This window comes from Actinacidiphila sp. bgisy167 (genome assembly GCF_057707665.1).
Genome location: NZ_JBYIQP010000021.1, coordinates 1 through 20,965, shown reverse-complemented (window position 1 = coordinate 20,965; position 20,965 = coordinate 1). Strand labels below are relative to the sequence as shown.

Annotated in this window: 12 protein-coding genes; 5 read left to right on the top strand and 7 right to left on the bottom strand. The window is 71.2% G+C overall.

What is annotated here, in order from left to right; all coding sequences use genetic code 11:
• Positions 1-9: 9 nt before the first annotated feature.
• Together AC3ET4_RS11035 and AC3ET4_RS11030 are read right to left on the bottom strand one after the other, a co-directional pair.
• Positions 10-2,556 carry a molybdopterin-containing oxidoreductase family protein gene (locus AC3ET4_RS11035; protein ID WP_431948514.1) on the bottom strand — a complete coding sequence of 849 codons (2,547 nt, stop codon included), beginning with the start codon at positions 2,554-2,556 and terminating at the stop codon, positions 10-12.
• A 114-nt stretch (positions 2,557-2,670) separates the two neighbouring features.
• A complete protein-coding gene (locus AC3ET4_RS11030; RefSeq protein ID WP_431948513.1) occupies positions 2,671-3,306 on the bottom strand; it encodes a glutamine amidotransferase-related protein in 636 nt (211 codons plus the stop codon).
• A gap of 912 nt (positions 3,307-4,218) precedes the next feature.
• On the opposite strand from AC3ET4_RS11030, the gene AC3ET4_RS11025 reads away from it, so the two are divergent.
• Together AC3ET4_RS11025 and AC3ET4_RS11020 are read left to right on the top strand one after the other, a co-directional pair.
• A complete protein-coding gene (locus AC3ET4_RS11025) occupies positions 4,219-5,781 on the top strand; it encodes an MFS transporter (protein ID WP_431948512.1) in 1,563 nt (520 codons plus the stop codon).
• Between the two features lie 114 nt (positions 5,782-5,895).
• Positions 5,896-6,297 carry an ArsR/SmtB family transcription factor gene (locus AC3ET4_RS11020; RefSeq protein ID WP_431948511.1) on the top strand — a complete coding sequence of 134 codons (402 nt, stop codon included), beginning with the start codon at positions 5,896-5,898 and terminating at the stop codon, positions 6,295-6,297.
• A gap of 72 nt (positions 6,298-6,369) precedes the next feature.
• Here AC3ET4_RS11020 and aepY read toward each other — a convergent pair whose 3' ends face one another.
• From aepY to AC3ET4_RS11000, 4 genes are all read right to left on the bottom strand, one after another.
• Positions 6,370-7,473, bottom strand: coding sequence for a phosphonopyruvate decarboxylase (gene aepY, locus AC3ET4_RS11015; protein WP_431948510.1), 1,104 nt, complete (start codon positions 7,471-7,473; stop codon positions 6,370-6,372).
• On the bottom strand, positions 7,470-8,168 hold the full coding sequence (locus tag AC3ET4_RS11010; protein WP_431948509.1) for a DedA family protein: 699 nt from the start codon (positions 8,166-8,168) through the stop codon (positions 7,470-7,472). Before AC3ET4_RS11010 ends, aepY begins: the two co-directional genes overlap by 4 nt.
• Positions 8,169-8,260: 92 nt before the next feature.
• The gene (locus tag AC3ET4_RS11005) at positions 8,261-9,301 is read right to left on the bottom strand and encodes a ketoacyl-ACP synthase III family protein (RefSeq protein ID WP_431948508.1); all 1,041 of its coding nucleotides are present in this window, start codon (positions 9,299-9,301) and stop codon (positions 8,261-8,263) included.
• A gap of 22 nt (positions 9,302-9,323) precedes the next feature.
• On the bottom strand, positions 9,324-16,376 hold the full coding sequence (locus AC3ET4_RS11000) for a type I polyketide synthase (protein WP_431948507.1): 7,053 nt from the start codon (positions 16,374-16,376) through the stop codon (positions 9,324-9,326).
• A 498-nt stretch (positions 16,377-16,874) separates the two neighbouring features.
• On the opposite strand from AC3ET4_RS11000, the gene AC3ET4_RS10995 reads away from it, so the two are divergent.
• Both AC3ET4_RS10995 and AC3ET4_RS10990 read left to right on the top strand, forming a co-directional pair.
• Entirely contained in the window at positions 16,875-17,045 is a 171-nt protein-coding gene (locus AC3ET4_RS10995) for a hypothetical protein (protein ID WP_431948506.1), read from the top strand.
• Between the two features lie 43 nt (positions 17,046-17,088).
• Positions 17,089-18,570 carry an FAD-dependent oxidoreductase gene (locus tag AC3ET4_RS10990; RefSeq protein WP_431948505.1) on the top strand — a complete coding sequence of 494 codons (1,482 nt, stop codon included), beginning with the start codon at positions 17,089-17,091 and terminating at the stop codon, positions 18,568-18,570.
• A gap of 95 nt (positions 18,571-18,665) precedes the next feature.
• On the opposite strand, the gene AC3ET4_RS10985 is transcribed toward AC3ET4_RS10990, so the two are convergent.
• Positions 18,666-19,442: an SDR family NAD(P)-dependent oxidoreductase gene (locus tag AC3ET4_RS10985; RefSeq protein ID WP_431948504.1), complete on the bottom strand. Its 777-nt coding sequence runs from the start codon at positions 19,440-19,442 to the stop codon at positions 18,666-18,668.
• 80 nt (positions 19,443-19,522) lie between these two features.
• On the opposite strand from AC3ET4_RS10985, the gene AC3ET4_RS10980 reads away from it, so the two are divergent.
• Entirely contained in the window at positions 19,523-19,888 is a 366-nt protein-coding gene (locus tag AC3ET4_RS10980; RefSeq protein ID WP_431948503.1) for an ArsR/SmtB family transcription factor, read from the top strand.
• Positions 19,889-20,965 lie beyond the last annotated feature (1,077 nt).

The window sequence follows — 20,965 nt, the reverse complement described above, 5'->3', positions numbered from 1 at the left end:
TCTGCCGGGTCAGGCTTTGACGACCCGGCAGGCGAAGCACTTGTAGGCCTGCTGGCCGGAGAGATTGTCGTAGTACTGGTCGTCGGGCAGGGTGTTGGCCGCCTCGTAGCGCGGGTCGTCGAAGACGTCGCCAACCTTCTGCGCCGGGCCAAAGGTGTTGGGCACGAACACCGTGTCCGGCCGGATCCCCTCCCACAGCAACGCGGTGCCGGTCACCGCGCCGCGGGGGCTTTCGACGCGGACCTCGTCGCCGTCGGCGATGCCGGCCCGGCGGGCGGTGTCGGGGTGAATCTGCACGAAGCGGATGCCGTTGAGCTGCTTGCCGGTGGCCGTCCAGTGGGTGACCTCGGCGAAGTGGACGACGCTGGGACGCCCGGTCATGCCCATCAGCGGGAAGCGCCGGTGCACCTCGTCGCTGCCGGGCACGCCCAGCCGCACCGGGTGGGTGACCGCCTGCGGGTTGACGGGGTTGGTGACCAGCTTGCGGCTGTAGGCGAGGGTGGGATGCGCGCCGGTGACTTCCGGATGCGTGTAGAAGATCGGAAGAGCGCTGTGCCCGGTCACGGCGAGCTGCTTGTCCAGCTCGGGGGTGGTCAGCTCGACCTTGCCGCTGGGGGTCAGGAAGCGTTTGCCGCGATGGGCCGCATCCAGCGACTCGACGGCTTCGTACCAGCTGGGGTGGTCCAGATACAGGGTGCTGACCCCGGGGTGTTCGGTGGTAGGGCACGGCCAGCGCAGCGGTTCGGTGCGCTGTGCCATGCGCTCGCGGGTCATGCCGCCCATGCCGGGGGTGTGGGCGACAAAGTCGTCCCACAGCTGCCGGTAGTCCATCCACCGCTTCGGGAAGGCCTCGCGCCACTCGTGGGCGGGTCGGCGGGTGTCCAGCTCGGCCAGCGCATGGGCCAGGCCGATCCAGATCTCCCAGTCCGGGCGGGACTGGCCGACGCGGTCGACGACCTGCTCCTGCCAGCGGATGGCCCGGTCGTCGCGCCGCATGTAGACGCCGCCCATCTCCAGGCCGCTGCACACCGGCAGGATGATGTCGGCGTAGTAGGCGGCCTCCTCCATGAACAGCCCGGTGTAGACGTAGAAGTCGAGCTGCTCGAAGGCCTTGCGGACCTTGCTGGTGTTGGCGGAAGACACCAGCGGGTTGCCCTGGGTGATGATGGCGCGCAGCCCGTACGGCTCACCGGTCAGGATGGACTGGGCGAAGTAGTCCGGGCCGACCGGCAGCGCCTCGCGCCGCTCGGGTACCGCCGCCTTCAACGGCGGCAGGTGCAGATCACCGGGCCAGGTGTTGTGCATGAAGTTGCAGCCGCCGCCGGGCCGGCCGATGTTGCCGGTCACCGCGGCCAGGAAGGTCGCCACCCGGTAGGTGTCGAAGGCGCCGAGCTGGTGCGAGATCCCGGCGTTGCAGAAGATCGCCGCCGGTTTCGCCGACGCGTACTCCTCGGCCATGGCTGTGATCGTCGTGGCGGGCACGCCGGTGACCTTTGCCGCCCACGCCGGGGTGTACTGGTGCTTGTCCAGGTGGGCGCGCAGCTCCTCGAAGCCGATCACCCACCGCTTGACGAACTGCCGGTCGAACAGGCCCTGCTCGACGATGTGGTGGAGCATGGCCAGCAGCAGCGCGAGGTCTGTGTGCGGCTTGGGCGCCACCCACCGGTCGGCGGCCGCCCCGGTGGGGGTCAGCCGCGGGTCGACGACGGTGAGCGTGGCCTTGGTCTTGGCCCGCCCGCGCAGCAGGTAGTCGAAGGTCACGGGGTGGGTCTCGGCCTGGTTGGTGCCCAGGAACAGGTAGTGGCGCGCCGAGCCGAGGTCGTCCTTGCCGGTGGCGCCGTCGACGCCGTACCCGTTGGTGAAGTTGCCCAGCCCGAACGTGGCCGCGAGCGCGTTGCCGCCGGCGTCGTTGCACACCGGGCCGACGTCGGTGTTGTTGGGGCTGCCGAGCATCGCGAACAGCCGCGCCACCAGCGATCCGGTGCCGCGGGGCAGCCGCCCGGTGGTGCGGTTGGCGATGGTGTGGGCCTGCCCGGCGTCGCGCAGCTTCAGCAGCTTGGCGGCGATGGTGCGCAGTGCCTCCTCCCAGCTGATGGCCTCGAACCGGGAGTTGCTGGAGCCCTTCTTGCCCGATACGCGGCGCAGCGGTGTGGTCAGGCGCTCGGTGTTGTACACGAGCTGGGGCATCATCTCGGCCTTGACGCAGATCTGCCCCTGCTGCACGGGGTCGTCGTCCTCGCCGCGGACCGCGAGCACCCGGCCGGCCTTGAGATCGACGTTGAGCCGGCAGTTGGAGTTGCAGAACTGGCAGGCCGTGGCCACCGTGCGGTCCGGGGTCAGGGCCGCGGACTGGTCGGTGAACGCCGCCGGCACACCGCCGGCGCCCGCCTGGCCCGAACCGGCGCCATGAGCGCCTGTGCCGGAACCGGCGCTCGAGGTTCCGGAAGCGTTTGCGGACACCACCGGCAGGAGCATGGGGCCGCCGATGCCTGCACTGCCGACGACGCTGCCGCGAACGAAACTGCGCCGGGACAGGCCGCTGTGATCGTGCTTCATGAAGGTGAGGGATCCTTCCGCCTGGCGTGGGGGAACAAGGCGGGCATGGCGGTGCCCGGGACCGTGCGCTCCACTGGGGGCGCACGGCCGCGTGAACTGCTGAAGTTGTGGAGGTCAGGCCACCGTCTTGGCCTGCAGGGCGGCGGCCCTGGTGCGCACGGCCGCCAGGAAGGCCTGCAGGATCTTGTGTTCGGCTCCGGGCTCGGAGGACAGCTCCGGCTGGAAGAGGCTGCCCATGAAGAACGGGTGACCGGTGATCTCCAGAGCGCGGGGCGCGCCGTCACGGTCCCAGGCGCTGATGCGCAGCGCACCCTGGCTGGCGTCGTCCATGAACTCGTCGGTCAGCCCGTAGTCGCAGTGGAAGATCTCGTCGACCTCGGTCGTGCCGTAGATCGAGGCGAGCAGGGAGTCCTCCCGGACCGTCAGCGGGGCCTTCTCCCCGCGGAAGGAGCACGACAGCGGCGTGACCAGCGGCATGAGCTTTTCCGGGTCCTCGTCCACGCCCTCGGCTGCCGGCAGGTGCAGCACGTTCTGGGCGTGCTCGATCAGGGCGCTGAAGAAGCCGCCGCAGGTGCCCAGGAACGGCAGCTGGTTCTCGCGGGCGTGCCGCACGGCGATGTGCACGCCCTTCTGGTTGAAGTACGGCGCCCCGGGAACCACCCAGATGCCGTCGAAGCCCTCCAGCAGGGACGCGTCGTGGATGTCCACGGTCGGGATCCACTCGGTAGCCAGGTCCCACTGCTCTCGCATTGCATCGATCTTGGGGTGGGCGGGCTCGTTGTGATTGCCTCGGTCTCCCACCAGGGCAAGGCGCGGCTGCGTAGAGACTGACATCGTTTTCCCTTTCGGAACAGGATTCAGAGGGTCTGGAACGCAGCCGTCGCCATTGACGGTTCCAGCCTCGGGAGGGCAGCGGTGCGCGTGCCGACCGCGTAGGCCGCTGCCGTGATGGGTGTCTGGGGAGATGTCAGGGACCGTGCCGCCACGCGCGGTCCCAGAGAATCCGAGGATGCGGCGGGGCTGACTGCGGCGGTGCCGGAGGTGACCGCACCAAGTGACGGCTTGCCGGCTGTTGCGCGCACGTTGTTCAACCCCCCTGCGCATCTGGAAGGGAACCTGCACAGGCACCCCTCGTGCTGCTACACGCTCAATTTATCGATGGCGGTCGAAGTGTTCGAGGGTAGGTCGTCGGGCGGCGAACCTTTTGCGCCATACCGACAAGATTTCGTCGCCCGACGTCCTCACTGAGAGGCTGTGGTCGGGGGAAACGAAGCTGAACTGCGGGTTTGGCATATGACGGGCGTGTCGGCGATGTGTGGTGGCGCAAGATCCCGACCGGTTGGTCTGTGGGAGCGCTTGCGCCATGGCGAGTTCATGTTCGGCCAGGTCAGCACGCTGTACTGCTCGGTATACCGGTAGGTAGGGAGGGGTCGGCCAGATGGCCGGAACTCATAGCGTCGGGTGACCATTTCCAACAGCGTTCACTGTTATTAGCAGGATCTGCTGATAACCCTGTGAGGGGCCGGGACTGGTCGGCGCCGACATCCCGCAGGCACCGGCCAGTGCTCGGCCGGTCCGATCGAGCAGCGTCTTGCCGCTTTTGTGCCTTCGCAACCACCGAGCCGGCGCTGCCACTTACACACCGTTGAGGGAGATCTGTTAGTGAACCGCCCCGCCGGACACCCGCGCCGATGGCAGATCCTGACCATCCTTTGTCTGAGCCTGGTCCTGATCGGGCTCGACACCCTGATCCTGAACTTGGCCCTGCCCAGCATCCAGAAGGACCTGGACGCCACCAGCAGCCAACTGCAGTGGACGGTCGACTCCTACGCGCTGGCCTTCGGCGGCCTGTTGCTGATGGCCGGCGGCCTGTCCGACCGGTTCGGCCGCAAGCGGCTGCTGGCCATCGGACTGGCCGCGTTCGCGGTGACCAGCCTGGGCGCGGCCTTCGCTGCCAGCACCGAACTGCTGATCACCTTCCGGGCCCTGATGGGTATCGCGGCGGCGCTGATGATGCCTGCCACCCTCGCCATCATCAAGGACGTCTTCCCGCCCGAGGAGCAGGGCAAGGCCATCGGCATCTGGTCCGGTGCCGCAGCCGTCGGCGTGCCGCTCGGCCCGCTGGTCAGCGGCGTGCTGCTGGAGCACTTCTGGTGGGGCTCGATGTTCCTCATCAACGTCCCCCTGGCCGCGATCGCCCTGATCGGCGGCGCCAAGCTGATCCCCGAGTCCAAGGCCGAAGGCCACCCCGGCTTGGACCTGACCGGAGCCCTGCTGTCCGTGGCCGGCCTCGTCGCGATTGTCTACGGCCTGGTAGAAGCCCCGCACTACGGCTGGGGCGACGTCGTCACCCTCGCCTCCCTTGCGATCGGTGTCGCGCTGATGGTCGCCTTCGTGGTCTGGGAACGCAACATCGCCCACCCCATGATCGACATCGGTCTGTTCTTCAACGCCCGCTACGGCGGCGGCGCACTGGCCATCGCCTGCACCTCCTTCGGCCTCTACAGCGGCCTTTACCTGCTGACCCAGTATCTGCAGTCCGTGCTCGAGCTGGACCCGCTCGGCGCGGGCCTGCGGATGCTCGCGATCGGCACCATGATGGTCGGCGCCCCGCTGTCGGCCAAGCTTGTGGAGCGCGCCGGGCTGAAGGCCACCGTGGTCATCGGTCTGCTGCTGTGCGCGGCAGGCCTGGGCCTGCTGGCCGGACTCCAGGTTGACGACCAGGCCCAGGCGCTGTGGGGGCTTGCGGTGTTCGGGCTGGGCATGGGAATCGCGCTGCCGGCCGCTGTGGACGCCATCTTGGTGGTCTCCGCCGCCCGCCAGGCCGGCGCCGGCTCCGCGGTGGCCGACGTCGGCATGCAGGTCGGCGGCGCACTCGGCATCGCGGTGAGCGGCAGTGTGATCGCCACCCTGTACCGCGATGACCTCCCGCAGGCCGCACAACTGCCCGGCCAGGCAGGTGAGGCCGTACGCGAGTCCCTGGCCGGTGCCTCGGCGGTCGCCCAGGAAGTCGGCGGAGCGGCCGGGCAGCGGGTGCTGCAGGCCGCCCAGGACGCCTTCGTCGGCGGCTTCGCCACCACGTTGCTGATCGCGGTGGGCATCGCCCTGGCCGGCGCGGTCGCCTCGGCGATCGTTCTGCCCCGCGCCCGCACCACCGACGACGGCACCGCGCAGGCCGAGCCGGCAACCCAGCCCGGCAGCGCTGACGTACATGCCACCTCGTAACTGACCGGGAGGAACGTCGTGCGTAGGATTGAAGGCACCGCCCGGCCTGCCCGGAGCGTTCCCGTAGCGGGAGGGCCAGCCGGCGGCCGGCCCGGGGGTGATGAGGAGGTGGCGATGGCCCGGCCGTCGAAGCTCAAGGTCGCGGTCAGTGATCCCGCCCAGTGGCTCAGTGAACGCGAGCGGGCCCAGATGCTGGCGCCCAAGCTGCGGGCGCTGGCCGACGAGACACGGCTGACGCTGATCCTGCTCATCGCCCAGCGTCCTCGCACGGTCAAGGAGTTGCAGGAAGCGACCGGCCTGAGTCAGACCCTGGTCAGCCACCACCTGGCCCCGCTGCGGGAGCAGCAGTTGGTGGAGGCCATCCCCCAGGGCCGCAGCAACCAGTACGTGATGTGCTGCCAGACTCTGGCCGAGCCGCTGCGGATGATCGCCAGCCTGGCCGCGCTGGACCCGGAGACGGTGGCGGCCTGCCTCCACCCCGAGGCCGACACACCCCTGGCGGCCGCCGGCAGCTGACCTGAACGCCATGCCTTGGGCCGTACCCCCGACCTGCGGGGTACGGCCCTTGGCGTGTGGTGGGCGCAGCCCCTACTGCGTGAGGCTGGCCTGGAAGCGGTCACGGATGTCCTGCGGGCTGAGCGCGTTCGTCGCCCGCGGCGGGATCGCCCCGGTCCGCGGCAGCGTCCGCACACTGATCAGGTGCGGCCCCGGGGCGGCCTGCGCGCGCCCCATGGCCTCGCTCAGTGCGTCGCTGCTGTCACACGCCACCGCGCTGGCGTATCCGGCCGCCAGCGCCACCTGCGGGAAGGAGGTGGTAGCCGACGTCGTCGCCTGCCCGCCGGTCGACTCGTGCACCCGGTTGTCGAGCACTACGTGGATCAGGTTCGCCGGGGCCTCGTGCCCGATCATTGACAGCGCCCCCAGGTGCATGAGCACCGCCCCGTCCCCGTCCAGCACGACCACGGTCCGTTCCGGCTGGGACAACGCCACGCCCAGGCCGAGGGAACCGGCGTGCCCCATGGAGCCTTGCATGTAGAAGTTGCCGGGTCGGTCGGCGACGGCGAACACGTCCCGTCCGGTGTAGCCGGTGGTGGCGATGACCGCGGCCTGCGGCGCGGCGGCGGTGACCACACCGATGGCCACGGCCGCTTCCAGGCCTTGGTCTGCTGGCTCGGCGGCAGCCGTGGCCTTGCCGATGGCGCCGCGCTCGACGAGCACGAACGGCGCTCGTTGGGCGGCCAGATCCTTCTCCGCCGCGTCGAGGATCGCCTGGAACTCCTCGGCGGTGTCGGCCGCGTGCAGCGTGTAGTGCGGGCTGCCCACACTGTCCAGGAGCGCGGGTGTGGCCGGGCCCATCACGGCGTGCTGGGGCTCGTCGGTGGCCGGGTCGGGCCAGCCGCGCAGGCTGGTGAAGGTCAGGATCGGCAGCTGGTACGTCATCACCAGCGAGGTGAGCGGGTTGATGAGGTTGCCCAGCCCGGAGTTCTGGAGCATGACGTAGGCGCGCCGGCCGGCCAGGGCGGCGCCGGCGGCCACCGCGAGGGCACTGCCCTCGTTCGGAGCCGGCACGTACCGGCCGCTCTGTGTGCTCAGGTGGGCGATCGGCCCGCCGAAGTGGGAGCAGGGCACACCGCTGGCGGTGGTGAAGCCGCGGTCGGCGAGGATGACGCAGAAGTCTTCAGCGGAAATCATGCGCGGGGCATCTCCGTTTCCGGGCTGGCGGCGGGGGTTGCGGGGGCGGCGGGAGTCTGCTCAGTCTTCGCGGCGCGGGCACGGCGCCGCATCCGGATGCCCTCGATGATGATCGGGATCCCGGAGACCAGGACGATGCCGATGACGATGCCCTCGATGTTGTCGCGGACGAACGCGATCTGGCCGAGGTAGTAGCCGACCAGGGTGAGGCTGACCGACCACAGCACGGCACCGATGACGTTGAAGAGGAAGAACGTGCGGTACGCCATCCGGCCGACGCCGGCGGTGATCGGGATGAAGGTGCGGAAGACCGGGATGAAGCGGGCCATCACCAGCGCCTTGGGGCCGTGCTTGAGCATGAATTCCTGGGCGCGCTGCGCGTTTTCCTGCTTGAACAACCGCGAGTTGGGCCGCCGGAACAGCGCCGGCCCGATCTTGCGGCCGAAGGCGTAGCCGAACTGGTCGCCCAGCACGGCGGCGACGGCGATGGCGAGCATGACCAGCCACAGCGGCTGGTGCAGGATCTGGTCGTTGGCGACCAGCAGGCCCGCGGTGAACAGCAGCGAGTCGCCGGGCAGGAAGAAGCAGACGATCAGGCCGGACTCGGCGAAGACGGTGGCCATGATGCCGAGCAGGCCGAAGGTGGATATCAGCGCCTCGGCGTTGAGCAAGGGTGATGCGGCAGTGGTCAGCATGGACGTCAATCCCTGGGATGTGGTGGTGCCAGCGGGTGGTCATGCCCGTGTGCCGGCCCCTGTGACGGGGCCGGCACACGGTGCGGGGGTGCTCAACCGGCGGCCCAGGCGGGCCGCTGGTCGATGCGCACGACGGCGCAGGTGATGGAGACACCCCCGCCGTGAGCGACGATCAGGACGTGGTCGCCGGGTCCGACCTGGCCGGTCTCCACGAGGTGGGTCAGGCCCACGACCTGGTCGTTGACCGTCATGTGGCCCAGGTTCCGGCCGAAGTCGAGCAGGCCCTGCTGCGGGGACAGTCCCATCGGGTCGAGTATGACCTTCAGGTAGCTCTCCTGGCCGGTGAAGACGTGGGCGACGCGGGTGACGTCGCCCGGTTCCAGGCCGGCCTCGGCCAGCGTGCGCAGCGCGATCTCGGTGCGCAGCTCGCCCTGGCGGCGCACGACTTCGGCGACTGTCTCCTCCAGCCCTCCAGCGGCGGCCAGGCGCTCCTTGAAGTCCATGCCGCGGCCGACGGTCAGGGACGGTGGGAACAGCGGCTCCGAGCCGCGGTACTGCTCCTCGACTTCGGCGGTGGAGCCGGTGTTGATCGACAGGAGGCTGGCGAAGCCGTCGGTCTTGGACAGCAGGACCGAGCTGGCGCCGTCGCCCAGGACGCCGTTTTGGATGCCGAATGCCCACCGGTTGAAGTTGGGGGTACCGACGTTGTCGGCACCGGTCAGCAGCGCGGTGGTGCGTTCGGGGACGGCCATGAGATAGCAGGCGGCCATCTCCAGGGAACCGATCAGGCCGCTGCAGGCCTGCCAGACGCGGAAGGAGGGCACGTCGCGGTCGGTGATGTGCCGCAGGATGTAGTGCTGCGGCGACCAGCCTTCGGGGCCCTGCTCATGGCCGCAGGCGTGGATGTGCAGGTCGATGTCGTGCGGGTGGAGCCGGGAGCGTTCCATGGCCTGGCGGGCTGCGGCGACGGCCATGTCGGGGGCGGGCATGTCGTCGGCGACGGCGGCCCCGGTCCAGCCGTAGAACTCGTAGTCGTCGGCGTCGTACAGGCCCAGGGCGACGGCCTTGCGGGCGTCGACGATGTCGGGGATGTAGGTGCCGAGTCCGGCTATGCGGATGTCGGTGGTCTTCATGGGCTGCGAGGTCCTCGTCGGGTCAGGCCGTGGTGTCGGCGGGGGCGAGTGCGGTGGTCAGGGCCTGGGCGACGGTGGTGATGGTGCCGTCCTTGAGGAGCTGCACCATGGGCAGCTTGACGTGGTAGCGACGTTCGATGCGGTTGCGCAGTTCGACGGCCATGAGGGAGTCCATGCCGAGCCGGTTGAGGGGTCGGCTGAGGTTGAGGCGTTCGGGGCGCAGTCCGATAACGAGGGCGACTTCCTGCTTGACGAACGCCAGGACCTCTTCGTCGGCGGCGGTGTCGGGCCGGGACGCCACAGGCGCGGGCGCCGGGGCTGCGGGGGCTGGTGCTTCGGCCTCGCCTGCTGCTTCAGCCGCCACCGCCGATGCGGGAGCGGGGGCGGCCGCAGGCTCGGCGGCCGGTGAAGGAGCCGGCGCGGGCGCGGCGGTCTGCGGGGCGGGGGCGAGTGCGGTGGTCAGGGCCTGGGCGACGGTGGTGATGGTGCCGTCCTTGAGGAGCTGCACCATGGGCAGCTTGACGTGGTAGCGGCGTTCGATGCGGTTGCGCAGTTCGACGGCCATGAGGGAGTCCATGCCGAGCCGGTTGAGGGGTCGGCTGAGGTTGAGGCGTTCGGGGCGCAGTCCGATGACGAGGGCGACTTCCTGCTTGACGAACGCCAGGACGTCCTCGTCGTGAGCGGTGTCGGGTCGGGACGCCGCAGGCGCGGCGGCGGGAGCGGGTGCAGGAGCCGCCGGTTCGGCCGGCTCGGCCGCCACCACCGGTGCTGGGGCGGACTGCGAGGCCCGCGCCGGGGCCGGGGCCGCCGGCGTCCGGGCGGGCGCCTGCACCGCCGTGGCGGCAGAAGTGGGCTTGGCTGTGGGCCGGGCGGTGGTCAGCGGAGTGAGCAGGGGAGCGGTCGCAGCCGACGGGTAGGCGGCGGCCCAGGCCGGCCAGTCGGCGCGCAGCACCGCGGTGTGCAGCCGGCCCTCGCCAAGGATCCGCCCCAGAACGGCCAGCCCGTCCTTCGGGCTGAAGGAGGCCATGCCCTGCGGCAGCAGGGTGCGCTCTTCCTGCTGTTCCTTGCGGGCGACCATGCCGACGCTGTCCCAGAAGCCCCAGTTGACCACGGTCGCCGGCAGGCCGTGGGTGTGCCGGTAGTGGGCCAGGGCGTCCAGGAACGCGTTCCCAGCCGCGTACCCGCCGAGCATGGGGGAGCTGAGCAGCGCGGAGCCGGAGGAGAACAGCACGAACGCGTCCAGGTCGTGGCTGCTCAAAAGCCGGTGCAGGTTCCAGGCGCCGGAGACCTTTGCGGCCAGGACCTGCTCCAGGCCGGCCGGGTCCAGGTCGGCGAGCGGGGTGTAGTCGATGACGCCGGCCGCGTGGAACACCCCCCGCACGGGCGGCAGGCCCTGCTTGCTGCGGGCCTGCAGCAGGTCGCGCATGGCGTGCTGGTCGGCGACGTCGACAGCCGCGTAGGTGACGTCCACGCCCCGGTCGGACAGTTCCTTCAGCACGGCCAGCGCACCGGCCTGCGGGTGGCCGTCGGGCAGGGGGGTGCCGGGGTCGGGCAGGGCGCTGCGGCCGGTCAGCAGCAGGTGGCGGGCTCCCTGGTCGGCCAGCCACAGCGCCAGGCGGCCGCCGATGCCGCCAGCGCCGCCGGTGACCAGGTAGGTGCCGTCGGCGTGGATGGCCGCGGGCCGGGTGCGGACCGGGGCCGCTGCTCCGGTGGCGGCGCCGTCGAAGGACAAGACGATCTTCCCGGTGTGGCGGGACTGGGCCATCAGGCGGAAGGCGTCGGCGGCCTGTTCGGCGGGGAACACGGTGTGCGGGAGCGCATCCAGGGCGCCCTGGTCGATCAGGGCGGCGGCGTCGCGCAGGACCCGCCCGGCCCGCTCGGGCGCGTGCTGGATCATGTGGACGACGTCGACCGCGTGGAAGGACAGGTTGCGGGCGAACGCGCCGAGCGGCAGCGGGTTGTCCTCGAGGATGTCGCGCTTGCTCAGCTCCAGGTAGTGCCCGTAGGGCGCCATCAGCGACAGGTTGGCCGCGATGGCGTCGCCGGCCAGGGTGTTGACGATGACGTCGAAGCCGTCACCGACGGCGGGCCGGAAGGCGTCGGCGAACTGCAGGGAGCGGGAGTCGGCGACCTGTTCGGCCCCGAGCCGCAGCAGCAGGTCCCGCTTGGCGTCGCTGCCGGCGGTCGCGAAGATGCGGGCGCCCTTCCACCGCGCGATGGTCAGTGCGGCCTGCCCGGTCCCACCGGTCGCGGAGTGGATGAGGATCTTCTGGCCCTTCCGCAGGCCGGCCAGGTCGATAAGGGCGTGGTAGGCGGTGAGGTAGGCGGCGGGCACCGTCGCGGCCTGTGCGAAGGTCAGGCGGGCGGGCTTGGGAGCGGTCAGACAGGCGCGGGTGACGACTTCCCCGGCCAGGGCGCCCTCGGCGAAGGCGACGACCTCGTCGCCGACGGCGACACCGGTGACCGCGGGCCCGGTCTGAATGACCGTGCCGGAGCACTCCCAGCCCATGACGGGCGGCCGGTTGTCCTGGCCGGGATACATGCCCAGAGCCAGCAGCACGTCCCGGTAGTTGACCCCGGCGTGGCTGACCTGGATCCGGACCTCGTCGGCGGCGACGTCCCGCCGGGACACGTCGAGCAGCTGCAGGTCGTCGATCACGCCCGGGGCCGGCAGCGACAGGGCGCGCGGGGCGGCAGGGGCGGCCGGGGCGGGACGCAGCCGGGCGGCGTAGCGGTGGCCGTCGCGCAGGGCCATCTGGTCCTCGGCGTCGGGGCGGTGCAGCAGGTCGGCAAGGGCCGTGATGCTGGCGGCCGAGCGGTCCAGGTCGACCAGGCGGCAGGCCAGCGCGGGTGCTTCGGCGGCAAGAGTCCGGCCCAGGCCCCACAGCACGGCCTGGAAGGGGTTGCGGACGCCGTCGCCAGTGCCGGTGGCCTGGGCGTGCTGGGTGACCAGCCACAGCGGCGGCCAGCCCAGGTCCTGCTGCTCCAGGGCGCGTGTCAGGTGCAGGACGCTGTGGGCGGCCAGCAGCTGGGCGCGGCGGATCTCGGTGGCAGTGGCGTCCAGTCCGGCGTGCGCGTCCAGCGCCCACAGGTGGATGACGCCGCGGCAGGTGCCGTCGCGGGCGATGTCTTTGAGGACGTGGGCGTACTGGTCTTCGCGCGCCGGGTCGATGCGGTAGCGGTCCCCGGCCCCGGCGGTGCGGCCGGATCCGGTGGTGAGGGCCACGACGCGCTGCCCGCGGCCGGTCAGCTCCCGCACCAGGGCGCGGCCGGTGGGGCCGCTGTCGGTGAGCACGAGCCAGAAGCCGTCCGCACCGGAAGGCCCGTCGGGGGCGGGCAGCGGGGCGCTGTCCCAGGTGAGGGTGTGCAGCCAGATGTCCATGCCGCTGCCGCCTGCAGCGGAGGCGGGCGCGGGGGTCGGGTCGATCACGGGCGTGTCCTTGGGGCGGGAGGCGAGGGGGGCGGGAGCGTGCCCGGCCAGGTACTGCAGGCGCAGGCCGCGCATCTGGGCGATCAGGCGCCCGTCGTCGGCGCGGATGCCGATGTCGGCGCTAAAGGAGTCCTCACGCGCGGCGGGCAGCAGCCTGGCGTGGCTCCACAGCGACGCGGGCGGCTGCTGGTGGAAGACGACTTCGTCGATGCCGCCGAGGACGAAGACGCCCTCCTCGCCGGGGACGGTCAGCGGCCGGGCGGCGGCCATGGCGTGGCCGCTGGCGTCCAGCAGGGCCGGGTGGAAGTGGTGACGTGCCAAGGTGTCGGTGAGCGGGGCTGGGCAGGCCAGGCGGGCCAGGACCTCGCCGTCGGTGCGCCACAGTTCCCGGATGCCTTGGAAGGTGCCGTTCCACTGGTTGCCGCGTTCGGCGTTCCAGGGGTAGAAACCGGCGGCGTCCTGGTGCTCGGTGAGGCGGCCGCGGAGGTCCTCCAGCGACTCGGGCGCGGGCGCGGTGGCGCCGGGGGAGGGGGCCATGCGCGCGGTGGCCTCGGTGTGCAGGAGCCACTCGCCGTCGTCGCCCTCCTGCAGGCTGTGGATGCAGCAGTGCAGCGATCCGTCCGGGCGCGGGGTGAGGGTGACCTTGACCTCGGGCGCGGGCCCGTGGTCGTCGAGGAACAGCGCGCGGTGGTAGTGCACGTCGGTCACCGACAGCGGGCCGCTGGTCAGGACGGTGCGGGCGGCCGCGGCGACGAGCTCGAGGTGGGCGGTGCCCGGCAGGATGATGGTGTCCTGGATGCGGTGGTCGCGCAGGTAGGCGTTGCCGGCCAGGTCGAGCGGGCCCTGCCAGACCAAGGTGGTGTCCTGCGCGGGCATCGGGCGTCCCAGCAGCGGGTGCTCGGCCCGCTGATCCGAGGCCTGGGTGGGTGCTGCGGCCGCTTTGGCCTCGGCGGCAGCAGCCGGCGCAGGGCTGATCCAGTGGCGGGTGCGCTGCCAGGGGTAGGCGGGTAGCGGCACGAAGCGGCCGCCGTCGGTGAGCGCGTTCCAGTCCAGGGCGGTGCCGGCGGTGTGCAGGGCACCGGCATTGGTGAGCAGGCAGGCGCGTTCGCCGGTGTGGCGGCGCAGGCTGCCGACGGCGGTGGTGTCGCTGCCGGTGTGGGCGCAGCTGGTCTCGCGGATGCCGGCCACGAGCAGCGGGTGCGGGCTGACTTCGACGAAGACGGTGTCACCGGCGTCGAGCTGGCCGCGGACGGCGCCGACAAAGTCGACGGGCTGGCGGATGTTGCGCACCCAGTAGTCGGCGTCCATGCCGGAGCCGTCGATCACCTCGTTGAGCAGCGTGGAGTGCAGCGGAATGCTGCCGGCCCGGGGGGTGAGGTGGGCGAGTTCGGCGAGCAGGTCCTCGCGCAGAGCGTCCATCTGCGGGCAGTGCGAGGCGAAGTCGACGTTGACCTTGCGGCCGTCGACGCCGCGGGCGTCGAGTCCGGCCAGGACCTTGGCGAGGGCGTTGCCGTCCCCGGACAGCAGGGTGGAGGTGGGGCTGTTGGCGGCGGCGACCGCGACGAGGTCCTCGTGGCCGGCCAGCGCGGCGGCGGCCTCGTCGGCGGGCAGCGCGACCCAGGCCATGGTGCCGCGCCCGGACAGGCGCTTGGCCAGGCGGCTGCGGCGGCAGATGACGGCGGCGGCGTCGGCCAGTGACAGGGCACCGGCGATGTAGGCGGCCGCGGACTCGCCCATGCTGTGCCCGATGACGACGTCGGGCTCCACGCCCCAGGACCGCCACAGCTGGGCCAGCGCGATCTCCATGGCCCACAAGGTGGGCTGGATGACGTCGAGTTCCTTCATGCGCTCCTCGTCGGCGGAGCGCAGCAGCTCGATGACCGACCAGCCGGTCTCGGCCTTGATCGCGGTGTCGCAGGCCTGCATGGCCTGGTGGAAGACCGGTTCAGTGTCGAGGAGTTCACGGCCCATGCCGGGCCACTGGGAGCCCTGGCCGGGGAAGACGAACGCGATCCGGGGACGGCCTGTGGGGTCGGTGTAGTCGCTGAAGGACAGCCCCGGCTCGTCCTCGCCGTCGGCGAACGCGCGGAGCGCGGCGGCGGCGTCGGTGTGGTTGTCGACCGGCAGCGCCAGGCGGGCGTCGTGGGTGGTGCGGCGCAGCGCGGCGGAGTGGCAGATGTCGCGCAGGCTGTGGCCGGCGCCGTCGCCGTCGAGGTGGTCGGCGGTGCGGCGGGCCAGGTCGGCCAGGGCTTCGGGGCTGTACGCCGACAGCGCCAGCAGTTCGGTGCGCTCGGGCGCCGCGGCCGCAGTGGCGGCGGGGGCGGGCTGGGGGGCGGCTTCGATGACCAGGTGGGCGTTGGTGCCGGAGAAGCCGAAGCTGCTCACGCCCGCGATGGCGGGCCGGCCCCGGTCGGGCAGCGCGGTGGCCTGGGTGGGGACGGCCAGGGGCAGGGTGTCCCAGGCGACGGCGGGGTTGGGGTTGTTCAGGTGCAGGTTGGGCGGCACGGTGCGGTGTTCCAGGCACAGCACCGCCTTGATGAGGCCGGCGATGCCGGCGGCGGCTTCGGCGTGCCCGATGTTGGTCTTGACCGAGCCGACAAGGCAGTGGCGGCCGTCTTCGCGGGGGCCGAGGACGTCGGCAAGAGCTTGCAGTTCGACGGGGTCGCCCACGCTGGTGCCTGTGCCGTGGGCCTCGACGTAATCGACGTCGGCGGGGTCGACTCCGGCGTTTGTGTAGGCGCGGCGCAGCACGTCGCGCTGGCCTTCGACGGCCGGGGTGACGAGGTAGCCGCTGCTTTGACCGTCGTTACCGACGGCCGAGCCGCGGATGACGGCGCGGATGCGGTCGCCGTCGGCGAGCGCCGCGGACAGCGGCTTGAGGACCACCACGCCGATGCCGTCGCTGCGCACGAAGCCGTCGCCGGAAGCGTCGGCGAACTTGCAGCGGCCGTCGGAGGCGAGCATGCCGGCGCCGGAGTAGACGACGCCTTCCTCGGGGAGCAGCACGATGTTGACGCCGCCGGCGATGGCCAGGGGGCATTCGCCCAGCCGCAGGGCCTGGACGGCGTTGTGGACGGCGACCAGCGCGGAGGAGCAGGCGGTGTCGACGGTGAAGCTGGGGCCGCGCAGGTCGAAGGCGTAGGACAAGCGGCCGGAGGTGATGGCGCGTGAGGCGGCGCCGGTCATCGCGTACAGGTCGAGCTTGTCACGGTCGGCGTACTGCAGGTGCCAGTAGTCGCCGCCGAGCTGCCCGATGAACACGCCGGTGTCGGTTCCGGCGATACGGCCCAGCGGCTGGCCGGCGTCTTCGAGGGCCTCGTAGGCGGTCTCCAGCAGCAGGCGCTGCTGGGGGTCCATCCGGTCGGCCTCGCGGGGGGAGATGCCGAAGAACTCCGCGTCGAAGGCGTCGATGTCGCGCAGCAGGCCGCCCCACCGGCTGACGGTACGGCCGGGCGTGCGGGGCGCGGGGTCGTAGACGGCGTCGATGTCGTAGCGATCGGGAGGTATCTCGGTGATGGCGTCGCGGCCCTGCAGCAGCATGTCCCAGAGCTCTTGCGGGCTGGTGGCATCGGCGAACCGTCCGGCCATGCCGACGATGGCGATCGGCTCACCGGCTGCGGCCGTGGTGGTGGGGTCGTGGGGCATGGGTGTCCTTCCGGGCATGGTGAAGCTGTTCACGGTGCGCAGCACGGGAAGGCCCATGGCGTGCACGCGGGCGGGCCGGCGACAGTGCCGGGCCCGGTGGCGGGCGTGCACGCAAAAGGGTGTGCGAGGGGTGAGGGAACGGCCGGTCCCGTCAGGCGGACCGTGCGGCGCGTGGCGAGCGCGTCGTGCGGTTCACGGGTCGAAGGCGGCGTTTCGGCATCAGCCACCGGTTCCCAATGGCGTTACGACGCGGGCTGGTTGCCCGCGCCGAACTCCCCCCGTTGTTTCGACATGTATCGAGATTGGCTCCTCAGGGGGCCAGACGCAACGAGGCTCAAGGTGACCCTCGTCACAGCCGGCGATGCCGCGCCGCCAGGTTGACATTCATCGAATCAACGGCGACCCTGGAGGTTGATTCGTCGTTTATCTATATAGGCGGTTGTGATGCGGGACCCTTCCCGGCAACCGCCGGACCCGTCGCGACAGGAGCCGACACCGTTGAGCGAACAGATACCGCCGCAGCCCCCAGCCGACGCCCCCGCGGCCGACGCCAGCCCCTGCTGCGCGGCCATCGCCGAATTACAGCGCCGGGTCCAGCAGCGCGCCGCCGAGCGCGCGCAGGCAGAAGCCTTCGCGTCCGCCTCGCACGAACCCGCGCCCGGCGCCTGACCCCCATCGCTGCCTGCCCCAGTGCCTGAAAGGACACCACACCGTGGTTGACCACAGCCTCGACCAGCTTCCCGTCGCCGTGATCGGAGCCGGCCCCATCGGCCTGGCGGCCGCCGCGCATCTTTCCGAACGCGGCGTCCCCTTCACTGTCGTGGAAGCCGGTGACACCCCCGCGGCAGCCGTCCGGGCCTGGTCCCACATCCAGCTGTTCAGCCCCTGGGAGTACAACACCGACCCGGCCGCCCGCCGCCTGCTGGCCGCCACCGGCTGGCAGGAACCCGACGCCACCGAACTCCCCACCGGCGGCGACCTGGTCAAGCAATACCTCCAGCCCCTGGCCGAACTCCCCGCCCTGGCCCCGCACATCCGCTGCAACGCCATCGTCACCGCCATCAGCCGCCTGGGCATCGACCGGCTGCGCACCGCCTACCGCGAGGACGCCCCCTTCGTGCTGCGTCTGGCCGACGGCGAGGAACTGCTGGCCCGCGCCGTCATCGACGCCTCCGGAACCTGGCGCCAGCCCAACCACGTCGGCGCCAACGGCCTGCCCGCCCACGGCGAGCCGGACGCCGCCGCCTGGATCACCCACGGCCTGCCCGACGTCTTCGGCGCCGACCGCGCCCAGCACGCCGGCCGCCACACCGTCGTCGTCGGCGCCGGGCACTCCGCCGCCAACACCCTGCTCGCCCTGGCCGAGCTCGCGGACGCCGAAGACGGCACTACCATCACCTGGGCCATCCGCGCCACCGACCCGGCCGCTTCCTTCGGCGGCGGCAGCGACGATGAACTGCCCGCCCGCGGCGCCCTCGGCTCCGGCCTGAAGATGCTCGTCGACACCGGCCGCGTCACCCTGGCCGCCAACTTCCGCGCCCACACCATCCGCCGACTGGGCGACGACCCTACCCGAGACCAGGTCCAGCTGATCTCCCGAGGCCCCGACGGCAGCGAGCAGACCGTCACCGCCGACCGCATCGTGGCCGCCACCGGCTTTCGCCCCGACCACGGCATCAGCAGCGAACTGCGCCTGGAACTCGACCCGATCATGTCCGCCCCCCGGGCCCTGGCACCCCTGATCGACCCCAACCAGCACTCCTGTGGCACCGTCACCCCCCACGGATACCGCGAACTGGCCCACCCCGAGCCCGGCTACTGGGCCGTGGGCATGAAGAGCTACGGCCGCGCCCCCACCTTCTTGATGCTCACCGGCTACGAGCAGGTCCGCTCCATCGCCGCCTTCCTGGCCGGCGATCTGGAGGCCGCCCAGTCCGTCGAACTGCAGCTGCCCGAGACCGGCGTCTGCTCGGCCACCGCCGGCGGAGAGGCTCTCGCGCTGCGCCTGGGCCTGTCCCCGGAGCAGCACGAGCAGCTGCTGCACGTCACTGCCCGGCACCTGGGCACCGCCTCCAGCGCCGCGGACGCCGTGCTGGCCGCGGCGGCCGAGCTCGGCGTGGACGAGACAGCCGCCCTGCAATTGGCCGCCTACGCCGCCGAGCTGTTCGACGCCCCTGGCGCCACCGGCTGCTGATTCCACCCGCCAATACGCGGATGCCTGTACCCCTGAATCCGGGTGCAGGCATCAGCGCGGCCGAGGACCCCGGCGGGTGGGCGGGAGAGGGTGGCTCAGGAAGTGCGGTGCACCTTGTGCTGTGCTGCCTGCGCCCGCGGCCGCACCACCAGAAGGTCGACGTTGACGTGCGGCGGCCGAGTCACCGCCCATGTCACCATTTCGGCGACGTCATCGGCCACCAACGGCCCCGGCACACCCGCGTACACCGCGTCGGCCTTATCCGAGTCGCCGCGGTAGCGGTTGAGGGAGAACTCCTCGGTGTGGACCATCCCTGGCGCGATCTCGACCACCCGCAGCGGCTGCCCGACCGTTTCCAGCCGCAGTGTCTGCGCGAGCACGTGCGCCCCGTGCTTGGCGGCGCTGTAACCGCCGCCGCCCTCGTAACAGGTGAAGGAGGCCGTCGAGGTCAGCACAACCACCACCCCGTCACCGCCGGCCACCAATGTAGGCAGAAGCGCTTGTGTCATCTGAAGCGCGCCCACCACGTTCACCTCGAACATGTGCCGCCAGTCCCCGGGATCGGCGGTGGCCACTTCCTCGACGCCGAACGCACCACCGGCGATATTCACCAGCACATCGCAGGCGCCCAGCCCGCCGGCGAAGGCAGCGACGGCGTCGCGGTCGGTGACGTCCAGCGTGTACGGGACAGCGGTCCCACCGTCGGCCTGGATCTCCTTGGCGAGGGCCTCCAGACGGTCGGTCCGCCGAGCGGTGAGAACCACCGCGAACCCGGCCCGGGCCAGATCGCGTGCGGTGGCCGCCCCGATACCGCTGCTCGCCCCCGTCACTACCGCCGTGGGCTGCCGCGGAGCCTGCGTGGGTATGGCCATGAACGGCTTCCTTAGTGATTAGACAGACATCTAATTATTCGATCTTGGCAGCAGCGTTATATAGGTGTCAACATAGACACATGTCAAAGCTTCAGGGGGAGGCGGCGGCCCCGCTCCCCGCCGCGCCGTGCTGTCCTGCCCTGACCGAGCGCGAATTGACGGTGGAAGAGTCAGAGATCACTGCCGCCATGTTCAAGGCGCTCGGCGACCCGGTAAGGCTGCGCTTGTTCTCCAAGGTCGCTTCGCACCCTGACAGTGAGGCCTGCGTCTGCGACATCTCGGACGTGGGCGTCTCGCAGCCGACCGTCTCCCACCACCTAAAGAAGCTCAAGGACGCCGGACTTTTGCTCTCAGAGCGCCGCGGTACCTGGGTGTACTACCGCGTGGAGCCGTCCGTCCTGGCTGCGATGGGACACCTGCTCACCCCCACGGCGACCACCGCCTGACTGCCACGCGGTGGCTTATCCGGCTGGACATTCTGTCTCTTGCGTGCCCGAAGGATGGCCGCGACGCCCGCCTCTCCCCCAGCAACGGGAGGAGGCTGCGAGATCGGACGGGCATGGGTGCTCGGGAGCGGGCTCGATGACCGTTCGCTCGAGCGCCCAGTGAAGACAGCACTACATCTGGAGCCGCCGTTCCATCATCCGCCGGCGGCCCGGCGGCCCTCGGTGGCCTCCGTGAGGCACCCGGCCGGTGGCGCCGGGAAGATCGCCCAGAGCGCCCTAGGACGGCGGGCTGGTCTCGATGTCGGGCTGATCGACCGGGCTTGACCAAGCGTGGACGATCCGGGCGTGGTCGTCGATGACGGCTGCGGAACGGCCGCGGGTAGGAAGCGGAGGGCGAGAACACGAACAGGTCGGTGCTGACGGACATGAGGTGGACCTGCTTCGAGGGGTCCCCGGCCGGGCCCGCGGACCCGGGGTCAGAACGGGAGGGGCGCGGTGAACTCCCGCAGGACGGCCTCGGCGAGCTGCCGGGCGATCTGGCCGGCGACCCGCTCGCCGAGCTTCGCGCTGGCGTGGGCGGCGCTGTAGACGATGCCGCTGCTCGTGGTGGTGTCGGCCTGCCGGCCCCGCAGCTCCCCAACGTCCCCCTGAAAGTGCCTGCTGACCTGCGGAAATGCATTCCGTGCAGCCGGTGGAGCCCTGGCCGAATCGCCGTGCGGGCTCTCCGGCCGGCCGGGGGGGCCGGCGATCGATCGACTGTGCCCCTCTCAGGCGCTCGCCATCACGGCCCGCGCAGTCTCAGTTCTGGGAGCCTGCGACAGGGTCTGGTCGGATGGATGCTGACTCCCTGCTGACTTTTCTGGCGCCCACTCAGATCCGGTACGCCGGATAGGTGCGCCGACGACCTTTGTCGAAGAGGAGCTACGCGCACGCCACAACCGCCCGTCAGGGTGGGAATCAACGCCGCCGCACCGTACCTGATCACGTGGCTGGCCGAGGTTCGACACGTGAACCGCGACCGACACTGCTTGGAAACGTTCGGCTGGTCTGATCGTCACCCGCTCAACCCGAAGGCAC

Coding starts and splice junctions, on each gene's coding strand:
- AC3ET4_RS11035 (WP_431948514.1), bottom strand. CDS start 2,556: ATGAAGCACGATCACAGCGGCCTGTCCCGGCGCAGTTTCGTTCGCGGC.
- AC3ET4_RS11030 (WP_431948513.1), bottom strand. CDS start 3,306: ATGCGAGAGCAGTGGGACCTGGCTACCGAGTGGATCCCGACCGTGGAC.
- AC3ET4_RS11020 (WP_431948511.1), top strand. CDS start 5,896: ATGGCCCGGCCGTCGAAGCTCAAGGTCGCGGTCAGTGATCCCGCCCAG.
- aepY (WP_431948510.1), bottom strand. CDS start 7,473: ATGATTTCCGCTGAAGACTTCTGCGTCATCCTCGCCGACCGCGGCTTC.
- AC3ET4_RS11010 (WP_431948509.1), bottom strand. CDS start 8,168: ATGCTGACCACTGCCGCATCACCCTTGCTCAACGCCGAGGCGCTGATA.
- AC3ET4_RS11005 (WP_431948508.1), bottom strand. CDS start 9,301: ATGAAGACCACCGACATCCGCATAGCCGGACTCGGCACCTACATCCCC.
- AC3ET4_RS11000 (WP_431948507.1), bottom strand. CDS start 16,376: ATGCCCCACGACCCCACCACCACGGCCGCAGCCGGTGAGCCGATCGCC.
- AC3ET4_RS10985 (WP_431948504.1), bottom strand. CDS start 19,442: ATGGCCATACCCACGCAGGCTCCGCGGCAGCCCACGGCGGTAGTGACG.
- AC3ET4_RS10980 (WP_431948503.1), top strand. CDS start 19,523: ATGTCAAAGCTTCAGGGGGAGGCGGCGGCCCCGCTCCCCGCCGCGCCG.